At 43.1% G+C, this 14,331-nt stretch carries 19 protein-coding genes; 7 read left to right on the top strand and 12 right to left on the bottom strand.

Going from position 1 to position 14,331, the window contains the following annotated elements; genetic code table 11:
- Nucleotides 1-22: 22 nt before the first annotated feature.
- Nucleotides 23-1,972, bottom strand: coding sequence for a V-type ATP synthase subunit I (locus N596_RS07520; RefSeq protein ID WP_023027498.1), 1,950 nt, complete (start codon nucleotides 1,970-1,972; stop codon nucleotides 23-25).
- Complete coding sequence (locus N596_RS07515; RefSeq protein ID WP_023027497.1) at nucleotides 1,962-2,285, bottom strand: hypothetical protein; 324 nt, start codon at nucleotides 2,283-2,285, stop codon at nucleotides 1,962-1,964. The genes N596_RS07520 and N596_RS07515 overlap by 11 nt, the downstream gene beginning before the upstream one ends.
- A gap of 267 nt (nucleotides 2,286-2,552) precedes the next feature.
- On the opposite strand from N596_RS07515, the gene N596_RS07510 reads away from it, so the two are divergent.
- A complete protein-coding gene (locus N596_RS07510; protein ID WP_023024932.1) occupies nucleotides 2,553-3,392 on the top strand; it encodes a MurR/RpiR family transcriptional regulator in 840 nt (279 codons plus the stop codon).
- A gap of 240 nt (nucleotides 3,393-3,632) precedes the next feature.
- Here the strand turns inward: N596_RS07510 and N596_RS07505 are convergent, their stop codons facing one another.
- The 8 genes from N596_RS07505 to N596_RS07470 form a co-directional block, all read right to left on the bottom strand.
- Nucleotides 3,633-4,526 (bottom strand): ROK family protein, encoded by an 894-nt coding sequence (locus tag N596_RS07505; RefSeq protein ID WP_023027495.1) that lies wholly within the window; start codon nucleotides 4,524-4,526, stop codon nucleotides 3,633-3,635.
- A gap of 30 nt (nucleotides 4,527-4,556) precedes the next feature.
- Nucleotides 4,557-5,474 (bottom strand): dihydrodipicolinate synthase family protein, encoded by a 918-nt coding sequence (locus tag N596_RS07500; RefSeq protein ID WP_023027494.1) that lies wholly within the window; start codon nucleotides 5,472-5,474, stop codon nucleotides 4,557-4,559.
- A gap of 46 nt (nucleotides 5,475-5,520) precedes the next feature.
- Nucleotides 5,521-6,168 carry a YesL family protein gene (locus tag N596_RS07495; RefSeq protein WP_023027493.1) on the bottom strand — a complete coding sequence of 216 codons (648 nt, stop codon included), beginning with the start codon at nucleotides 6,166-6,168 and terminating at the stop codon, nucleotides 5,521-5,523.
- 21 nt (nucleotides 6,169-6,189) lie between these two features.
- The gene (locus N596_RS07490; protein ID WP_023027492.1) at nucleotides 6,190-6,642 is read right to left on the bottom strand and encodes a NanQ anomerase/TabA/YiaL family protein; all 453 of its coding nucleotides are present in this window, start codon (nucleotides 6,640-6,642) and stop codon (nucleotides 6,190-6,192) included.
- A 164-nt stretch (nucleotides 6,643-6,806) separates the two neighbouring features.
- Nucleotides 6,807-7,646, bottom strand: a complete 840-nt coding sequence (locus tag N596_RS07485) for a carbohydrate ABC transporter permease (RefSeq protein WP_023027491.1) — start codon at nucleotides 7,644-7,646, stop codon at nucleotides 6,807-6,809.
- Between the two features lie 15 nt (nucleotides 7,647-7,661).
- Nucleotides 7,662-8,549 carry a carbohydrate ABC transporter permease gene (locus N596_RS07480; RefSeq protein ID WP_023027490.1) on the bottom strand — a complete coding sequence of 296 codons (888 nt, stop codon included), beginning with the start codon at nucleotides 8,547-8,549 and terminating at the stop codon, nucleotides 7,662-7,664.
- Between the two features lie 203 nt (nucleotides 8,550-8,752).
- Nucleotides 8,753-10,069: an extracellular solute-binding protein gene (locus tag N596_RS07475; RefSeq protein ID WP_023027488.1), complete on the bottom strand. Its 1,317-nt coding sequence runs from the start codon at nucleotides 10,067-10,069 to the stop codon at nucleotides 8,753-8,755.
- Between the two features lie 144 nt (nucleotides 10,070-10,213).
- Complete coding sequence (locus N596_RS07470; RefSeq protein ID WP_023027487.1) at nucleotides 10,214-10,912, bottom strand: N-acetylmannosamine-6-phosphate 2-epimerase; 699 nt, start codon at nucleotides 10,910-10,912, stop codon at nucleotides 10,214-10,216.
- Nucleotides 10,913-11,470: 558 nt separating this feature from the next.
- Between N596_RS07470 and N596_RS10265 the strand changes: the two genes are divergently transcribed.
- From N596_RS10265 to N596_RS10255, 6 genes are read left to right on the top strand one after another with little or no spacing between them, the layout of a single operon-like run.
- On the top strand, nucleotides 11,471-11,641 hold the full coding sequence (locus N596_RS10265; protein WP_023027486.1) for a hypothetical protein: 171 nt from the start codon (nucleotides 11,471-11,473) through the stop codon (nucleotides 11,639-11,641).
- On the top strand, nucleotides 11,642-11,815 hold the full coding sequence (locus tag N596_RS07465) for a Blp family class II bacteriocin (protein ID WP_023027485.1): 174 nt from the start codon (nucleotides 11,642-11,644) through the stop codon (nucleotides 11,813-11,815).
- 21 nt (nucleotides 11,816-11,836) lie between these two features.
- Entirely contained in the window at nucleotides 11,837-12,004 is a 168-nt protein-coding gene (locus tag N596_RS07460; protein ID WP_023027484.1) for a class IIb bacteriocin, lactobin A/cerein 7B family, read from the top strand.
- Between the two features lie 12 nt (nucleotides 12,005-12,016).
- Nucleotides 12,017-12,184, top strand: coding sequence for a hypothetical protein (locus N596_RS10260; protein ID WP_023027483.1), 168 nt, complete (start codon nucleotides 12,017-12,019; stop codon nucleotides 12,182-12,184).
- Between the two features lie 11 nt (nucleotides 12,185-12,195).
- The gene (locus N596_RS07455) at nucleotides 12,196-12,363 is read left to right on the top strand and encodes a hypothetical protein (RefSeq protein WP_023027482.1); all 168 of its coding nucleotides are present in this window, start codon (nucleotides 12,196-12,198) and stop codon (nucleotides 12,361-12,363) included.
- 12 nt (nucleotides 12,364-12,375) lie between these two features.
- Nucleotides 12,376-12,540, top strand: a complete 165-nt coding sequence (locus N596_RS10255; protein ID WP_023027481.1) for a hypothetical protein — start codon at nucleotides 12,376-12,378, stop codon at nucleotides 12,538-12,540.
- 156 nt (nucleotides 12,541-12,696) lie between these two features.
- Here the strand turns inward: N596_RS10255 and N596_RS07450 are convergent, their stop codons facing one another.
- Complete coding sequence (locus N596_RS07450) at nucleotides 12,697-13,077, bottom strand: hypothetical protein (RefSeq protein ID WP_023027480.1); 381 nt, start codon at nucleotides 13,075-13,077, stop codon at nucleotides 12,697-12,699.
- 176 nt (nucleotides 13,078-13,253) lie between these two features.
- A complete protein-coding gene (locus N596_RS07445; protein ID WP_023027479.1) occupies nucleotides 13,254-14,303 on the bottom strand; it encodes a zinc-dependent alcohol dehydrogenase family protein in 1,050 nt (349 codons plus the stop codon).
- Between the last annotated feature and the right edge of the window lie 28 nt (nucleotides 14,304-14,331).

Here is a 14,331-nt window from a genome sequence, read left to right as displayed (position 1 = left end):
TTTTTATGATTGATTTACTGAATTATTTTTTTGTTTTGACATAGCGTTCCGACGGTTTTAGAGGTCGGAAGGGTTTGCCACCACCCTCGTAGAACTTGCCAAAGAACTCGACAAAGATCAAACGAGCCCCGTGCACGTAGCCTGATAAGAAGGACAGGAACATGTTGATAGCATGGAGTAGGACAAAGAGGACAAGGCCGACTGTGAACCGTCCCAGAGTCGGGAAGAGATTGACAATCAAGTTAAAGGCTGACCCGATGCTAGCCCCAGATAAACCGAGCGCCATCAAACGGGTGAAGCTGACCAAGTCTCCGACATAGCCACTAACATTGTAGAGGTTAAACAAACCTGCTGCTAATCCTGATAATTTCTTGGCACTGACAATGGACACCACCAGAATCCCAATCGCATTGAGAATAGCTAGCCACTGGCCAATGGGAACTAGGTAGGATAAGCCTGGTAGGATATTCCCGACTGCTAAGAGCATCAAACCTAATAAGATCAAGACCCAGGCAAAGCCTGCATTGTAGGCTTCCGTATAGTCTTTCAGGCGGACATTTTTCATCCCTCCTAGGAAGAGACCAACCAAAACGGTGATGAAACCAAAGACAACCGATAGGATCAAGATGGTCATAGCATTGGTGGTCGTGCTGATCAAAGCAAAGGGCATCTCAAAGCCGAAGAAGGAACCATATACGACTCCCCAAAGGGCTACCGAGATTCCTAAGAGGCAGAAAAAGCGAAGGTTTTTTGCTGCGCTCGGCCGTAGCTGGAAAGCTTTTAGAGCAAGGCCAGTTGCCAGCGTTAACAAGAGGCCATAGCCAATATCTGCTACCATCATTCCAAAGAAAACAAAGTAGAAGAGAGAGACGATTGGCGTCGGATCTTTCTCGTAATACTTGGGCAGGGCATACATCTCAGTCACCAACTCGAAAGGCTCCACCAAGGCATTGTTTTTCAGTTTGATTGGCACCTGATCCCATTCTTCTTGGGTAACCTCTCGCGTCTGCAAGACGACTTGGTTCCCAAATTCCTTTTGAAGTTTGCCCTTTAAAGCTTCGAGTTGAGAGGTCTCAATCCATCCTTCTAATGCGACTAGATGGGCTGTACTGGCAAGAGAGCCTTTAGCCTCTTCCCGAGCTCCTAGACTCAAGACATAATCGAGTTGGTACTTGAGTTGGTTGAGATCTTCCTTGGCTTGGCTGAGCCTTTCCAAAGTAGCCGCTTCAACAGCTCCTTGTTCTTTGATCTCTCTCTTGAGTTGCTCCAAACGTTCTTTCGGCAGGGTCTCTCCCTGATAGTCAAACTCTTTGAAATGCGAACTGGTCAGCGTATCTTGAAGATCCGCTAAGTCACCAGACTTATACAGGACAACGACTCCATGCTCTGTTTCCGAGCTGAAAACTACATCAACCTCTACATCTGGGTGCGCTAGCAAGGCTTGACGCGCCTGATCCTGTTCACTATTGGGAATGGTGCCGATTAAGCCATGAACATAGCGGAAACGCTTGAGCTGGTCCGGTGTCATTGTCAAGTCAACCCATTTTTCCAAAGAGGCAAGCTCTTCTTGGGCTAGCTGGATGCGATCCCGCGCCTTTGCTAAGACAGCCAATTGTTTTTGCACCGACTGTAAGAGACGTTGCTCATCACGGATAAGCCCATGAGACTCTAAATCGTGAAAAGATAAAGACAAGGGAGCTTCTTTTAGTTTTTCTAATCCCTTCTTTTGAGGAATGAAAGGCTCCAAAGCTTGAATGGCCTTTTCTAACTGCTCTTCCCGACGTCTTAGTTCATCCAGTCTTTGAGCTGATCCTTTGGTCCTATCACTCGTCTGGAAAGCAACTTGCCAGTCCTCTTGCTCGCTCAAATCATAGATTTGGACGGATTCCTCTGACTGGAGCGACAAGAGAAGCTCGTCCATTAGATTTGTGGGCAAGACTAGGGAAAGGTGTTGCATTGGGCTAATTGCCATAGGTTGCTACCACCTTTTCTACAATTTCGTCTACCAAAGCTGCTCGCTTATTTGTCATGGCTTGCTGCACCTTTTCGTCATTGCGCTGGCTGGTCACTGCAAGGTCTGCTGCCAAGCTAGCAATCGTCGCTCTCGAGGACTCTTCCCGCTCTGCTACTAGCTTTGCGGTCTCTTTGTCATAGGATGCTGCCACCTCCTGTAGGTGATCACCTAACTGTTGGCGCAAATCTTGGACCTGATCTTCGTAACTTGCGACAACGGCTTCTGCCGCCATTTCAATCTCTTGCATCATTTCTAGAGTTGCGTTGGCCATCACTCCACCTCCTTACCTCTTCCTTTACGAGAAGGAACAAATTCTTGTGTAAATTATAACATATTTTAACAACTTTTTTCAGCGTCTTTCCTTTGTTTCCAGAGGTTATTTTTTTTACAAAGTTGATTCAAAAGAGACGCTGATTCTGTTCCTTCTTTCAGTCGTTCGCTGGTCGTACTCCTTGTATATCCCGGTTTTTTATGTTATACTGTGAAATATATTATAGGATTTTCTCCATGTGTAACCTCAGTTGAAAGGAGGACCGCTGTGAAACAAGATCGTGATCTCCGAAGCATTATTAAGAGCCATCAAGAAGAAATGACGGAGCTAGAGTTAGACATCGCCCGCTATTTTTTATCTCCTGAAGCACAGCAACACTCTCTTTCCTCGTCTAGAGTGACGGAACTGTTGCATGTATCCAAAGCTGCTTTGACCCGTTTTTCCCAAAAGTGTGGCTTCACAGGCTATCGAGAATTTATCTATCACTTTAACGAAGAAACCAAATCTCAAAAACAACAATCCCCGCACGATGAATTAACCCAGGATGTCTTGCGTCGCTACCAACATGTCCTTCAGGCTACAGAAAACCTAGCAAAAGATGACCAAATCAAAGAAGTCGCTAACTTAATCACTCAAGCAGATCGGGTCTACTTCTTTGGAAAAGGAAGCTCAGGATTGGTGGCTTCTGAGATGAAACTTCGCTTCCTCCGACTAGGCGTTATTTGTGAGGCCTTAACCGATCAAGACGGCTTTGCATGGACGACCAGTATCTTGGATAAATCCTGTCTGGTCATTGCCTTCTCTCTGTCGGGAACCACACGCTCGATTATCCATAGCCTCTTGGATGCTCAAGAAATGGGGGCAAAAACCGTTCTTCTTACGGCTCAACCAGACGCTATCAAAGATGACTTTACGGAAATTTTACCAGTTGCTCCCCTACCTGGAAGCACCTATATTGACCGTATTACGGCGACCCTTCCGTTCTTAACCACGATTGATTTAATCTACGCTCACTTTCTTGAAATGGATCGGGAGCGCAAAGAGAAAATTTTCAATAGCTATTGGGAAAACAAAAAACTCAATGGCTACGATTCACGTAGACGGTAGTCTCCATATGTATCACCAGGCGCCAAGGGCTTTTGCCTTCGGCACCTGGTTTTTCTTTTCCACAAAAAGAGAGTGGGACAGAAATCGGTAATTCGTTAGAATTCGATTTCGTCGTCCCACCTCCGCACAGTTGAGTAGGGCTATAAAAGCTGATGAAAGCAGCGTAGTAGAGCCCATTCAACCACTGCGGCTTGCTCGACAATGCAAAGGCTGGGACTTTTGTCCCAGCCTCTTTTCGATTTAATTGCGTCTAGCTTGCTGTTGCTTGAAATGGTAGTAAGCTCCTATCATCCCCGCCGTATTTTGATGATGCGCAAACTCCAATTGTGTTTTGTCTGCAAGGCTTGGAACGAGGGAGTCTTTGAGGGCGACTGAAATTTTTGGTTTCAATATAGCTTCCTGTCCCATGACCCCACCACCAAGAATGACCACTTGAGGATTGACAACATAACAGATATTGGCAAGCCCCTTACCTAGGTAGTCGACCATGCGATCGATCCCCGCCATACAGATGGTATTTCCTTGGGTCGCTTCCTTGAAAATACGACGACCGCTCCATTGTTCGACAGGGTCCCCATGTTGCTTAGCAACATATTCAACTAAAGCTGTTGTTGAGGCCAAATCTTGGAAGGCGCCATCTTGAAGATGGAGGTAACCGACTTCACAGGCAGAATTGCTAAAGCCATGGAAAATCTCCCCATTGATTAGGAGACAGCCACCGATTCCAGTGCCGACTGTTAAACAGACCGCAACTTGAGCCCCCTGGCCATTCCCTGACATGACTTCTGCTAAACCAGCACAGTTGACGTCATTTTCAATTTCGCAGGGAATATGATAGGCATCTTCAATTTCTTTTTTAAACTGAGTTCCCGCATAATTGGGAATCTGAGGACCTGCATAAAAGATTTCCCCCTTATCGGGATCAACCATGCCAGCTGACGAAATACAGACTCCAAGAATATTATTTTCTTGGAGGTAAGATTCTACTAAAGCTTTGGTTTTCCCTAGAATTCCAGGTCCCCCTTTTTCAGCTTCTGTCGGCATTTCATGCGACTCAATCAAATTCTCTGCTTCATCAATCAGACCATATTTAATATTGGTCCCACCGATATCAATCGCTAGGTAATAGGCCATACACCTCTCCTTTCCGATTTCCATTCCTTTTTAAAGAAAACGTTCCTTGACTTCACGGATTAAACTAGCTGCCTTTTGAACCACTTCCTGGTCTGCTTCAGTTACTGGAGTTAATGGACTCCGAACAGATCCCAGTTCTAGACCTTCATTGATCCGCAAGACTTCTTTAATGACGCCATACATGTTTCCATGAGCAGACGTCAAGACTCCGATGATACCATTGATGGCAAACTGCAAGGCACGCGCAGTCTCCAAATCCTTGTCCGCAATCAATTGATTGAGTTTCAAGAAGAGCTCAGGCATGGCACCATAAGTGCCTCCAATACCCGCTCCTGCTCCCATCAGACGGCCACCTAAGAATTGCTCATCCGGACCATTGAAGACGATATGGTCTTCACCACCTAAAGAAGCAAAGGTTTGAATATCCTGCACCGGCATCGAAGAGTTTTTCACCCCAATGACCCGTGGGTTTTTCAACATTTCTTTATAAAGACTCGGTGTCAAAGCCACTCCTGCTAATTGCGGGATATTGTAGATAACAAAGTCTGTGTTTGGCGCTGCTGCGCTGATTTCATTCCAGTAGTGGGCGACACTATATTCTGGCAAGCGGAAGTAAATAGGCGGAATGGCCGCAATGGCATCTACTCCTAGCTCTTCTGCATGTCGTGCCAATTCCACGCTATCCTTGGTGTTATTGCAGGCTACGTGAGCGATGATGGTCAATTTTCCTTTAGCCACTGCCATGACTTCTTCTAAGACTAGCTTGCGATCGGCCACACTCTGATAGATACATTCGCCGGAAGATCCGTTGACATACAAGCCCTGCACACCTTTCGCGATAAAATATTCTACGAGAGCACACACCCGCTCCGGGCTAATTTCTCCTTGGTCATCATAGCAAGCGTAAAAAGCTGGGATGACTCCTTCATATTTTTTTAAATCTGACATTCTTTTTTCCTTTCACGAATGTTTACAAAATCCTATTTTTTCTTTTTTATTCTTTAAAACGAGCAAATATTTTTTCCATCAATCCAACCTGTAGGAAGGTCAGGCTAGAAAAACCAATCAAGAAGAAGACCATGAGCCCTAGTAGAAAGCTTAAGACAGAAGTCACAAAAACCATAGCTACTAGCAACAAGAAAGTCCCCATAACGAAAAACCATGGGAAATACAAACCGGTTACAATCAGAGCTTTTTGAAGACACTCTACCCAGGTCAAGCGGTAACGCGCCGCAATTGGATAGGCCGCTAGCATGACCAGAAGGAGGAATATGAAGAGTCCTAGACACACAGCTTTTAACACCTGCATCGGCAAAGTTGTCTGGTTCCAAAAGAGCAACAAGTCAAAGAGACAGATCCCTGAAACGAGCAACTCAATTCCTCCGAGCTGAAGACCCAACTTCCAATTTTCGCGAAAGGCGCTGATGTAGGTCCGAATGACTGGTAGGCGACGCTGATGTTTGATCGCAAAAACCGTTTGATACAAACTAATCTTCGCGATTCCGATGGTAACAATCGGTAGACAGCTCAGCACAAAAAGAAGATTGACTGTGACTAAGTCCGCTATTTTCTCGCTGATTCGCATCACCAGATTGTCTGTATTAAAAACTGTTTTGATCAATCCTGCTTCTCTTTGTGACATACCGTCTCCTTTCTGACTCTCTTAATCGATTAAAATCTTCACTAACTGTTTTCGAACCTTATCTTCTTGACCCGCATAACCATTAGGCTGGTGAGGTTCTCCTGGGAAAAAAATCGCAAAATTATGATAACCCAGATGTAGCGGATAAGACTCCTGACAATGGACAAAGCCGATGTCCGATGCTTCATCAAATGCGATAGCCTCATCTGTCACACGAGATCCATAACTCGAAAACTCATGCCCTTCTACCAATAGATGCAAATCGGCATATTTTTTGTGATGTTCAAAGCGATTGCTTTCTTCTTTATTGAGGGTATTTTCCTGAACAAGCAGAAAGACCTTATCCCCATCAATATCGTATCTCCCCAATTCAAAAGAATCCTTCCGATGCTCATAGAGAAAGTCAATAGCTTTATCTAGATTGGGATGGAGCCCCTTGTAAACGGTGATGTTTTTTAAATCATCAAATATCATATACTCATCCTTTCGACACTTTTTAGGACAAGAAAAGAAAACAAGTGGTTTCTTCCCCAGCCCCGTCTAAGGCACCGATGAGGTGTGGAGCACACAAGAGCCCGACACCTCTCAGCCTAGAAAAAAGTATCTGTACACAACTATCATTTGTCCAGGTGGACGACTTATCCTTTGACCGCTCCCATAGTAATCCCTTGGGTGAAGGATTTTTGGAAGACAAGGAAGACCGTAACGATTGGCACCGCTGCTAGGGCTGCCCCAGCCATGATCAAGCCATAGTTAGTAGCCATTTCAGCCTGCATAGTCGCTACCCCTAGTGAAATGGTCAAGTTTTGACGAGAGGTCAACATAACCAATTGCATAAAGTAGTCGTTCCAGGTGTTGATGAAGGTAAAGATGGCAAGAGCTGCAAATCCTGGCTTGACAATTGGGAAGGCAACGCTCCAGAAAGTCCGTAACTCTCCACAACCATCGATCTTAGCAGATTCTAAGAGTTCTGTTGGGATGTTTTCACTAAACTGCTTCATCAAGAAGACCCCGAATGGCCATCCAACCAGTGGCAAGATAACCGCTGCTAGGGTATCGTGGATTCCCATAAAGTTGATAATCCGTACCAATGGAACCAAGACAACTTGCTTCGGAAGGGCCATGGCTGCGATAAAGGTAGCGAAGAGAATTCGTTGACCATAGAAGCGTTTCTTAGCTAAGACATATCCTGCCAAGGAAGAGGTCATACACACTAAGAGCATGGTGGCAAGGGAGATGAAGACACTGTTCCACAACCATTGTAGGGCTGGGTTTTGTACCATCAACTGTTGGAAATTTTCCATGGTTGGTGTCTTTGGCCACCACTGAGGTGGGATCATAATGGTATCTGGTTGAGACTTAAAGGCCCCCGTCAAAATCCAATAAAATGGGAAAATGAACAAGACTGTCAAAAGGAGCAAAACGATGGTGGAAATCACTGTAAAGGCAGTGATGGGTTTCTTTTGTGTTGATTTCATCTGAGGCTCCTTTCTTTAGTATTCTACGTCGTTTCCGAGGATCTTGAATTGCGCAAAACTAATAATGGCAATCATCACTGCAAGGAAGACACCCATGGTGTTGGCATAACCGTATTCAGAGAGTTTAAAGGCTTTTTCATATAAGTAGTACATGAGGGTACTCGTTGAGTAGTTAGGACCACCGGATGTCAACAATTGGATCAAGGCGAAACATTGGAAAGAGTTAATGGTCGTAATGATCGCAATATAAAGGGTTGTTGGCAACAAGCTTGGCCATTTGATCTTCCAGAAAACTTGAAGTTCTGTCGCACCATCGACACGCGCTGCTTCTACGAGAGAATTATCAATATTTCCCATAGCCGCGATGTAGAGGATGATGGGTTGACCAACAGAGGTGGTCAACAAAATAATGATGATGGCCATCAAAGCCCAGTGTTTGTCCCCCAACCAAGAAATATTTTGGTTGATGACATGTCCAGATTTCAATACAAAGTTCAAAATACCTGATAGTGGATCATAGATCCATTTCCATACTACTGTAACAGCTACACTCCCTGTAACAACAGGAAGGAAGAAGACAAAACGGTAGAAGGAACGCGCAATGGCATTTTGATGATAGGTCTGAGAAGCCACAAACAAGGAGAACAATACTACGATTGGAACGGATCCAATAACGATGATAACGGTATTGATCAAGGACTTGATAAAGACCTTATCCGCAAACATGCGGGAATAATTTTCAAAACCAACAAATTTGAAGGAGGTCATAGAGTAATTGAAGAAACTAGTGACAAACCCCATAATCATTGGTGCTAATACAAAGACAATAAAGAAGATTAAAATGGGTGCTAAGAATGCGTAGGAAACCAGCGTCTCCCTCATTCGGATTTTGTTTACCTTCACAATAAGGCACCTCCTGATGTTCTTTTTCTATTTTGATTACTTGATTCTTTATTTGAAGCAATTCCATGTTGCTTCAAATAAAGAATCAATAGGAAGAATGAAAACACAAAGGCCCCTCTTTCAATCTACACATGGAGATAAGAAATCGAGGGGCCTATGCTTTCTTATTTCTATGAAAGGATCATTTGAATTTCATAGATGATCTATTTTTTCTGGATCGTTTCGTTTGCTTTTTCGGTGAACGTCTTCAAAGCATCTTCTGCTTTTTCATCTCCGTTTGAAACAGATTGCAACATTGGGAACCAAAGTGTACGCATTTCTGCAAAGCCGTCGATTGTGTTGTAGTATGGTGAGTAGTATTTAGTCCAAGTGCTGATGGTTTCCATCCGTTTGTCATCATACAATTTACCAAATGAACTACGAACTGGGAAGGCACCTGTACGAACAACGTTCTTAGGACCCCATTCTTTGTCATCAGCGATGAATTGAACAAATTTCTTAGCTGCTGCTACTTTCTTTTCATCCTTGTTGTTGAAGACTGCAAAACCATTGACAAGGTATTCCAATTTTGGTTTGCCTGAATCAGATGGGAATGGTACTTCGACTACTTCAACTTTACTTGCTTCCAACAATTTAGCTTGGATACCGTTTTGTGAAGGTGCCCACAAGATAGTGTAAGAAGTTTGACCGTTGGCAAAGTTTTGGATGTCTGCTCCACCATCAAATTGGGAACCGTTCATAAGCAAACCGTCTTCAATCCATTTAGATGCTTTTTCTAAACCTTTGACAAATTTTGGATCATCCGTTGTATACTTGGTTACTTTTTCATCTGTTACAGAACCACCGTAAAGGTTGGCGATAAAGGCACGAGTACCTTGGTCTCCACCTTGACCATTACTGAAGAGGGATCCTGGTGTGTAGCCTTTGTCTTTCAAAGCTTTCAAGACTTTTTCGAAGTCGTCTGTAGTCCAGCCTTCTTTGACAAGGTCTAGAACTCCTGCATCTTCCAACATTTTCTTGTTCATGGCCATGTAGAATGGTGCTGAACTGATTGGATACATGTAGGCAGTGTCGCCAGCCTTGCTAGCTTGGATGATATTGTCGTTGTTGACATCTTTTACAAAATCTTCTGTAAAGAGATCGTTCAAATCAGCCAATTTACCATTTTTACCGTATTGGATGATCCGCCCTGGTGCGTCAAAGAGCACGTCTGGAGCAGTTCCCGCTTCAATAGCTGTTGTAATCTTTTCAGGACCAGATTTGAAGTCGATGGTTTCTAGTTTAACCTTGATATCTGGATTGGCTTTTTCGAAAGCTTCGATAATAGATTTTTCGTAGGTACCTACACCATCATCAGCTTTCTCTTGAGTAAAGACTGGGAAGGCCCACCAAGTGATTTCTGTTTTACCAGAGTTATCGCTTGAAGATTCAGATTTAGATCCTCCTCCAGATCCACAAGCTGCAAGTGCTAGCACCGCTGCACCAGCTACTAACGAGTACAGTACTTTTTTCATTTTCATGTGATTTCTCCTCACGTTTGCGGTAAGATTTCTCTTACTTAGTGTATCCTCACTGAGGACAGTGGTCATTAAGTATTCTCATTTCTACTGGATGACTTCTCTCTTCCTAGCTTCCTCCTTGTCTCTTTTTACTGTTCTTTTTTTCTATTTTAAAGCTGCGACGAAGCGTTCTGTAATTTCTTTAGGTCGCGTAATAGCTCCTCCTACTACAACCCCTCTGACCCCCAGGTCATGAATTTCTTTGGCTTGTGCAGGATAGTGGATCTTACCTTCAGCAATCACATCGACACCCGCTTGGCAGAGTTGGCGAATCAACTCAATGTCAGGTCCGTCTATTTTCGGACTGTAATCTGTGTACCCAGATAAGGTCGTTCCGACAAAATCAACCCCTGCTTCGACAGCTGTTAAGCCTTCTTCAAAGGTGCTAATATCTGCCATCAAGAGTTGGTCAGGATATTTCTCCTTCACCTGGTGGATAAAGTCGACAATCGATAGACCGTCATGGCGCGGACGTTTGGTACAATCCAGTGCAATCACTGCGATATCTAATACAGCCAATTCATCTACTTCTTTCATCGTAGCAGTAATGAATGGTTCTTCAGGTGGATAATCTCGTTTGATGATCCCGATAATCGGAAGCTTTGTCACTTCCTTGATTTCTTTGATATCGCGGACGCTATTGGCCCGGATTCCAACCGCTCCTCCTTGCTCTGCTGCTTTCGCTAAGAGAGGAATCACACCTCCAGCCTCTGTGTAGAGAGGTTCATGAGGAAGCGCCTGACAAGAAACGATAATGCCGTCTTTGATCTGTTGAATTAATTCTTCTTTCGTGATCTTGGACATACATTCCATCTCCTTTGTTTATTACGTCAACTCGAGTACTTGTAAAGTTATTATATAGTATTTTTAAAGCGCTTACAATATTAACTAATCAAATTGATAATAGTTTCATATTTTAAACTATTATCTCCTCCGTCTGAAACTAGTTTCAGAGATTTAAACATTCTAAAACTTTTTAACAAATTTTTTTCATTTCCAGATTTTTATACGAATAGTATAAGTGACCAAACAAAAAGAAAGGAGGACCACAGATGTACTATACTCCCATTATCATCCCATGGTTTTTGTATTACTTCTTCCGCAAATAAATAAGGAAAGGGAATACCTAACATGAAAAAGAATACCAGAGCTTTTGTTTTATTGATCTTGCTTTCATTGATTTTATTTTAAACAAAAACTTGAAACGTAAGCTAAACACTGCATTGGTTATTTAACCTTATCCTTGCTTCATCTAATCAGCTCAGCTGACACAAAATGAACAAAAGTCAACCACATACAAGCTAGCTCTATTGGAAAATTACCCTAGCTTTGCTATTCAACAAAAATTAGGAGTATTAAGATATGAGATGGCCTATCCACACTATGATATTTGCAATCATCATCGCATTAACCGTTTTACATGATGCACATCTGATTGCATTTCAACCAAAAATGAATTTAGCCATTGCGGCTACGATCTATCTAGCAGTTGATGCTAGATGGCAACAAACAAAAAAGAAAGAGGAAAACTAAATGACAACAGAATTAACACAAAAATTCACACCCTTAACAGAAGCAGAATTGACTCAAGTCGATGGGGGAGCTATCCCATTGATTGCTTGGGTCATTGCTCATCCCTATCTATCTGGCTCGATTGCTGGTGGTGTAACAGCTATCGGAACTGCCATTTGGGGAGCGTTTAAATAATTAATTTGAAGGAGAAAAGCAATGATCGACCAAGTACAATTTAAAGAGCTCACGCATGAAGAATTAAGTGATATCAACGGTGGAGCACTACCAGTTTTATTTGTATTCGCATCCGGTTTTTCCACTGCCTATATCGGGACGACTAAGCTGATTGATGCCTTTCATCGAAATATGACACGAAAATGGTAAAGGAGGAACCCTATGAGCCTAGTATTTATCACCCTCATCCTTTTAACAGGATACTGCATTCTCGATAAGAAAGACCCCAAACAAGTAGAAGGGTACCTTCCTAAATTTGCCATTGCCTTCATGGTCACTTTCACCATTCTGAACGAGGCAATTGATTTACTCTACACGATCTTACATTAAGGAGGACAGCTATGGATACAAGCATCCATTATACTTGCCTAACGGAAGCTGAACTTGCGACCATTGACGGGGGAGCCTCCGTCTTTGACTCGGCAAAATTCATCGTTCAAACATGGAATATTTTATACAATTCCGGACGTGATTTTGGCCGTAGTATCATCAACGGCATTATGTACTAGAAAGGAGCAAGCATGAAACTCGAAGAAACACGTTTTAGAAGCTTGTCCGAGCAGGAGCTTAGTCATGTGGACGGTGGGTCCGTATGGATCACTGTTGGACTGATTGCAACTCCCCTACTTATGGGAACCTTCGCTGGCGCCTTTGACGAATATGCTCGCAAACGAGGCAAACATTAACCACTTCTTTATCATCTCTTAAACAGTTCAAAAAATCCCAGCTTTTAAGAAAGCTAGGATTTTTTCGTATGAACGAAGCAAGACCTTTTTCTATTCTCCCTCTTCATCATCGAGGAAAGTGATCCCAAATAAATGTCTTCTAGAACTTTCAATTCACTAGGCCACCTTTTGAACCGGTTTTTCCTTTACGACAAACACAAAGCCAATAGAGCCGACGAATGCCCCAAGCAAGATCCAATAAACTATATCCGTTGAAGTGAACGGACCTTCTAAGAGACCAGCCAATAAAAAGAGATCAATATACAGTCTGGTGTCACGATAAAAGTCCCAATTGAAATGGTAGCTACCTACTGGATACTGGCGATTGGACACCTGCGGTTGAAAGACCTGAAGAAGAATCAAAATCCCTACAAAAGCAAGATAAGCAAGGCTAACAACCGAAAGCGGATCCTGTATCATCATAGCTACAGCCACTAAAAGTAAGACCAAGAGCCAGAAATGGAAGTCAAACCAGAACTCACGATGATAATGGAACATTTTCTTAAGATCACACCTTTCTATTTATGTTACCTTTATAATTATATTATAGTACATTTTGTTAGGAGCGGCAAGTAAATAGAGGTGACAAGAACAACTACTACATCTGTTAAAAAGGACAGAAATATGAAACAGTTCCTGTCCTTTTTATTTCAGCATCAAACGATTGAACCTTCTTAGCTGAGGTCATTATCAATAATGACTTTCAAGGCATTGTTTTCGCCAGCATGTTTGAAGATTTCATATGCCTTCTCTGCTTCTGAAAGTTTAAAGTGGTGTGTTACCAATTTAGTAGCGTCGATCTTACCAGACTTCAATACATTAAGAAGCATTTCAGTTGTATTGGCATTGACCAATCCCGTGTTGAGCGTAATGTTCTTGATCCAAAGATCATCAAGATTGAAGCTAACTGGCTTCCCATGCACTCCGACGTTGGCAATATGACCGCCGACAGAGATAATATTTTGGCAGACATCAAAGGTTGCTGGATAGCCCACACATTCCATAGAGATGTCAACACCACGACCATCGGTCACTTCATTGATAAAGGCCTTGATTTCATCAATATCACTTGAACAAATGGTATGAGTCGCTCCAAATTTCTTAGAAGCTTCAAGACGAGATTCTGACAAGTCTACCATGATAATAGTAGCTGGAGAGAAGAATTGTACGGTTAAGAGAGCTGCTAAACCGATTGGCCCCGCACCAACGATACAAACGTTGTCTCCTGGTTTCACGTGAGATGGGAGCACCCCAATCTCATAGGAAGTTGGGAGAATATCTGAGAGCATAACCAAGGCTTCATCATCAACAGAGGCAGGTGCATGATAGAGACTGCCGTCTGCGTGAGGAATATGGACATACTCTGCTTGAGTTCCGTTAATTAAGTGGCCAAGAATCCAGCCCCCATCTTCACAGTGAGATGGTAAACCACGTTTACAGTAGTAGCAGGTGTTACAAGCTGTCACACAAGAGATGATAACCTTATCGCCCACCTTAAAGTTAGTGACCGCATCGCCGACTTCTTCGACAATCCCGATTCCTTCGTGACCGAGGATGGTTCCTTCTTTACAAGCTGGAACATCTCCTCCCAAAATATGGAGGTCTGTTCCACAAATGGTCGTTTTTACCAAACGCACAATAGCATCAGTTGGTTTCTTGATGACTGGTTTTGGTTGATCGATCAACTGAAGATTTCCTGCGGATACATATGTTGCTGCTTTCATAAGCGACTCCTTTTTTGTTGGTTTTGTC

Origin of the sequence: Streptococcus ilei (genome assembly GCF_000479335.1) — a bacterium.
Lineage (GTDB): Bacteria > Bacillota > Bacilli > Lactobacillales > Streptococcaceae > Streptococcus > Streptococcus ilei.
The sequence above is the reverse complement of the archived record's forward strand: the minus strand, read 5'-3'. Positions and strand labels throughout refer to the sequence as shown.

What these genes read in the sequence shown, in the direction of transcription:
- N596_RS07500 (WP_023027494.1), bottom strand. Translation starts at nt 5,474, where the DNA reads ATGTCAGATTTAAAAAAATATGAAGGAGTCATCCCAGCTTTTTACGCT.
- N596_RS07455 (WP_023027482.1), top strand. Translation starts at nt 12,196, where the DNA reads ATGGATACAAGCATCCATTATACTTGCCTAACGGAAGCTGAACTTGCG.
- N596_RS10255 (WP_023027481.1), top strand. Translation starts at nt 12,376, where the DNA reads ATGAAACTCGAAGAAACACGTTTTAGAAGCTTGTCCGAGCAGGAGCTT.
- N596_RS07465 (WP_023027485.1), top strand. Translation starts at nt 11,642, where the DNA reads ATGACAACAGAATTAACACAAAAATTCACACCCTTAACAGAAGCAGAA.
- N596_RS07485 (WP_023027491.1), bottom strand. Translation starts at nt 7,646, where the DNA reads ATGAAATCAACACAAAAGAAACCCATCACTGCCTTTACAGTGATTTCC.
- N596_RS10265 (WP_023027486.1), top strand. Translation starts at nt 11,471, where the DNA reads ATGAGATGGCCTATCCACACTATGATATTTGCAATCATCATCGCATTA.
- N596_RS07515 (WP_023027497.1), bottom strand. Translation starts at nt 2,285, where the DNA reads ATGGCCAACGCAACTCTAGAAATGATGCAAGAGATTGAAATGGCGGCA.
- N596_RS07475 (WP_023027488.1), bottom strand. Translation starts at nt 10,069, where the DNA reads ATGAAAATGAAAAAAGTACTGTACTCGTTAGTAGCTGGTGCAGCGGTG.
- N596_RS10260 (WP_023027483.1), top strand. Translation starts at nt 12,017, where the DNA reads ATGAGCCTAGTATTTATCACCCTCATCCTTTTAACAGGATACTGCATT.
- N596_RS07495 (WP_023027493.1), bottom strand. Translation starts at nt 6,168, where the DNA reads ATGTCACAAAGAGAAGCAGGATTGATCAAAACAGTTTTTAATACAGAC.
- N596_RS07505 (WP_023027495.1), bottom strand. Translation starts at nt 4,526, where the DNA reads ATGGCCTATTACCTAGCGATTGATATCGGTGGGACCAATATTAAATAT.
- N596_RS07450 (WP_023027480.1), bottom strand. Translation starts at nt 13,077, where the DNA reads ATGTTCCATTATCATCGTGAGTTCTGGTTTGACTTCCATTTCTGGCTC.
- N596_RS07445 (WP_023027479.1), bottom strand. Translation starts at nt 14,303, where the DNA reads ATGAAAGCAGCAACATATGTATCCGCAGGAAATCTTCAGTTGATCGAT.
- N596_RS07470 (WP_023027487.1), bottom strand. Translation starts at nt 10,912, where the DNA reads ATGTCCAAGATCACGAAAGAAGAATTAATTCAACAGATCAAAGACGGC.
- N596_RS07490 (WP_023027492.1), bottom strand. Translation starts at nt 6,642, where the DNA reads ATGATATTTGATGATTTAAAAAACATCACCGTTTACAAGGGGCTCCAT.
- N596_RS07520 (WP_023027498.1), bottom strand. Translation starts at nt 1,972, where the DNA reads ATGGCAATTAGCCCAATGCAACACCTTTCCCTAGTCTTGCCCACAAAT.
- N596_RS07460 (WP_023027484.1), top strand. Translation starts at nt 11,837, where the DNA reads ATGATCGACCAAGTACAATTTAAAGAGCTCACGCATGAAGAATTAAGT.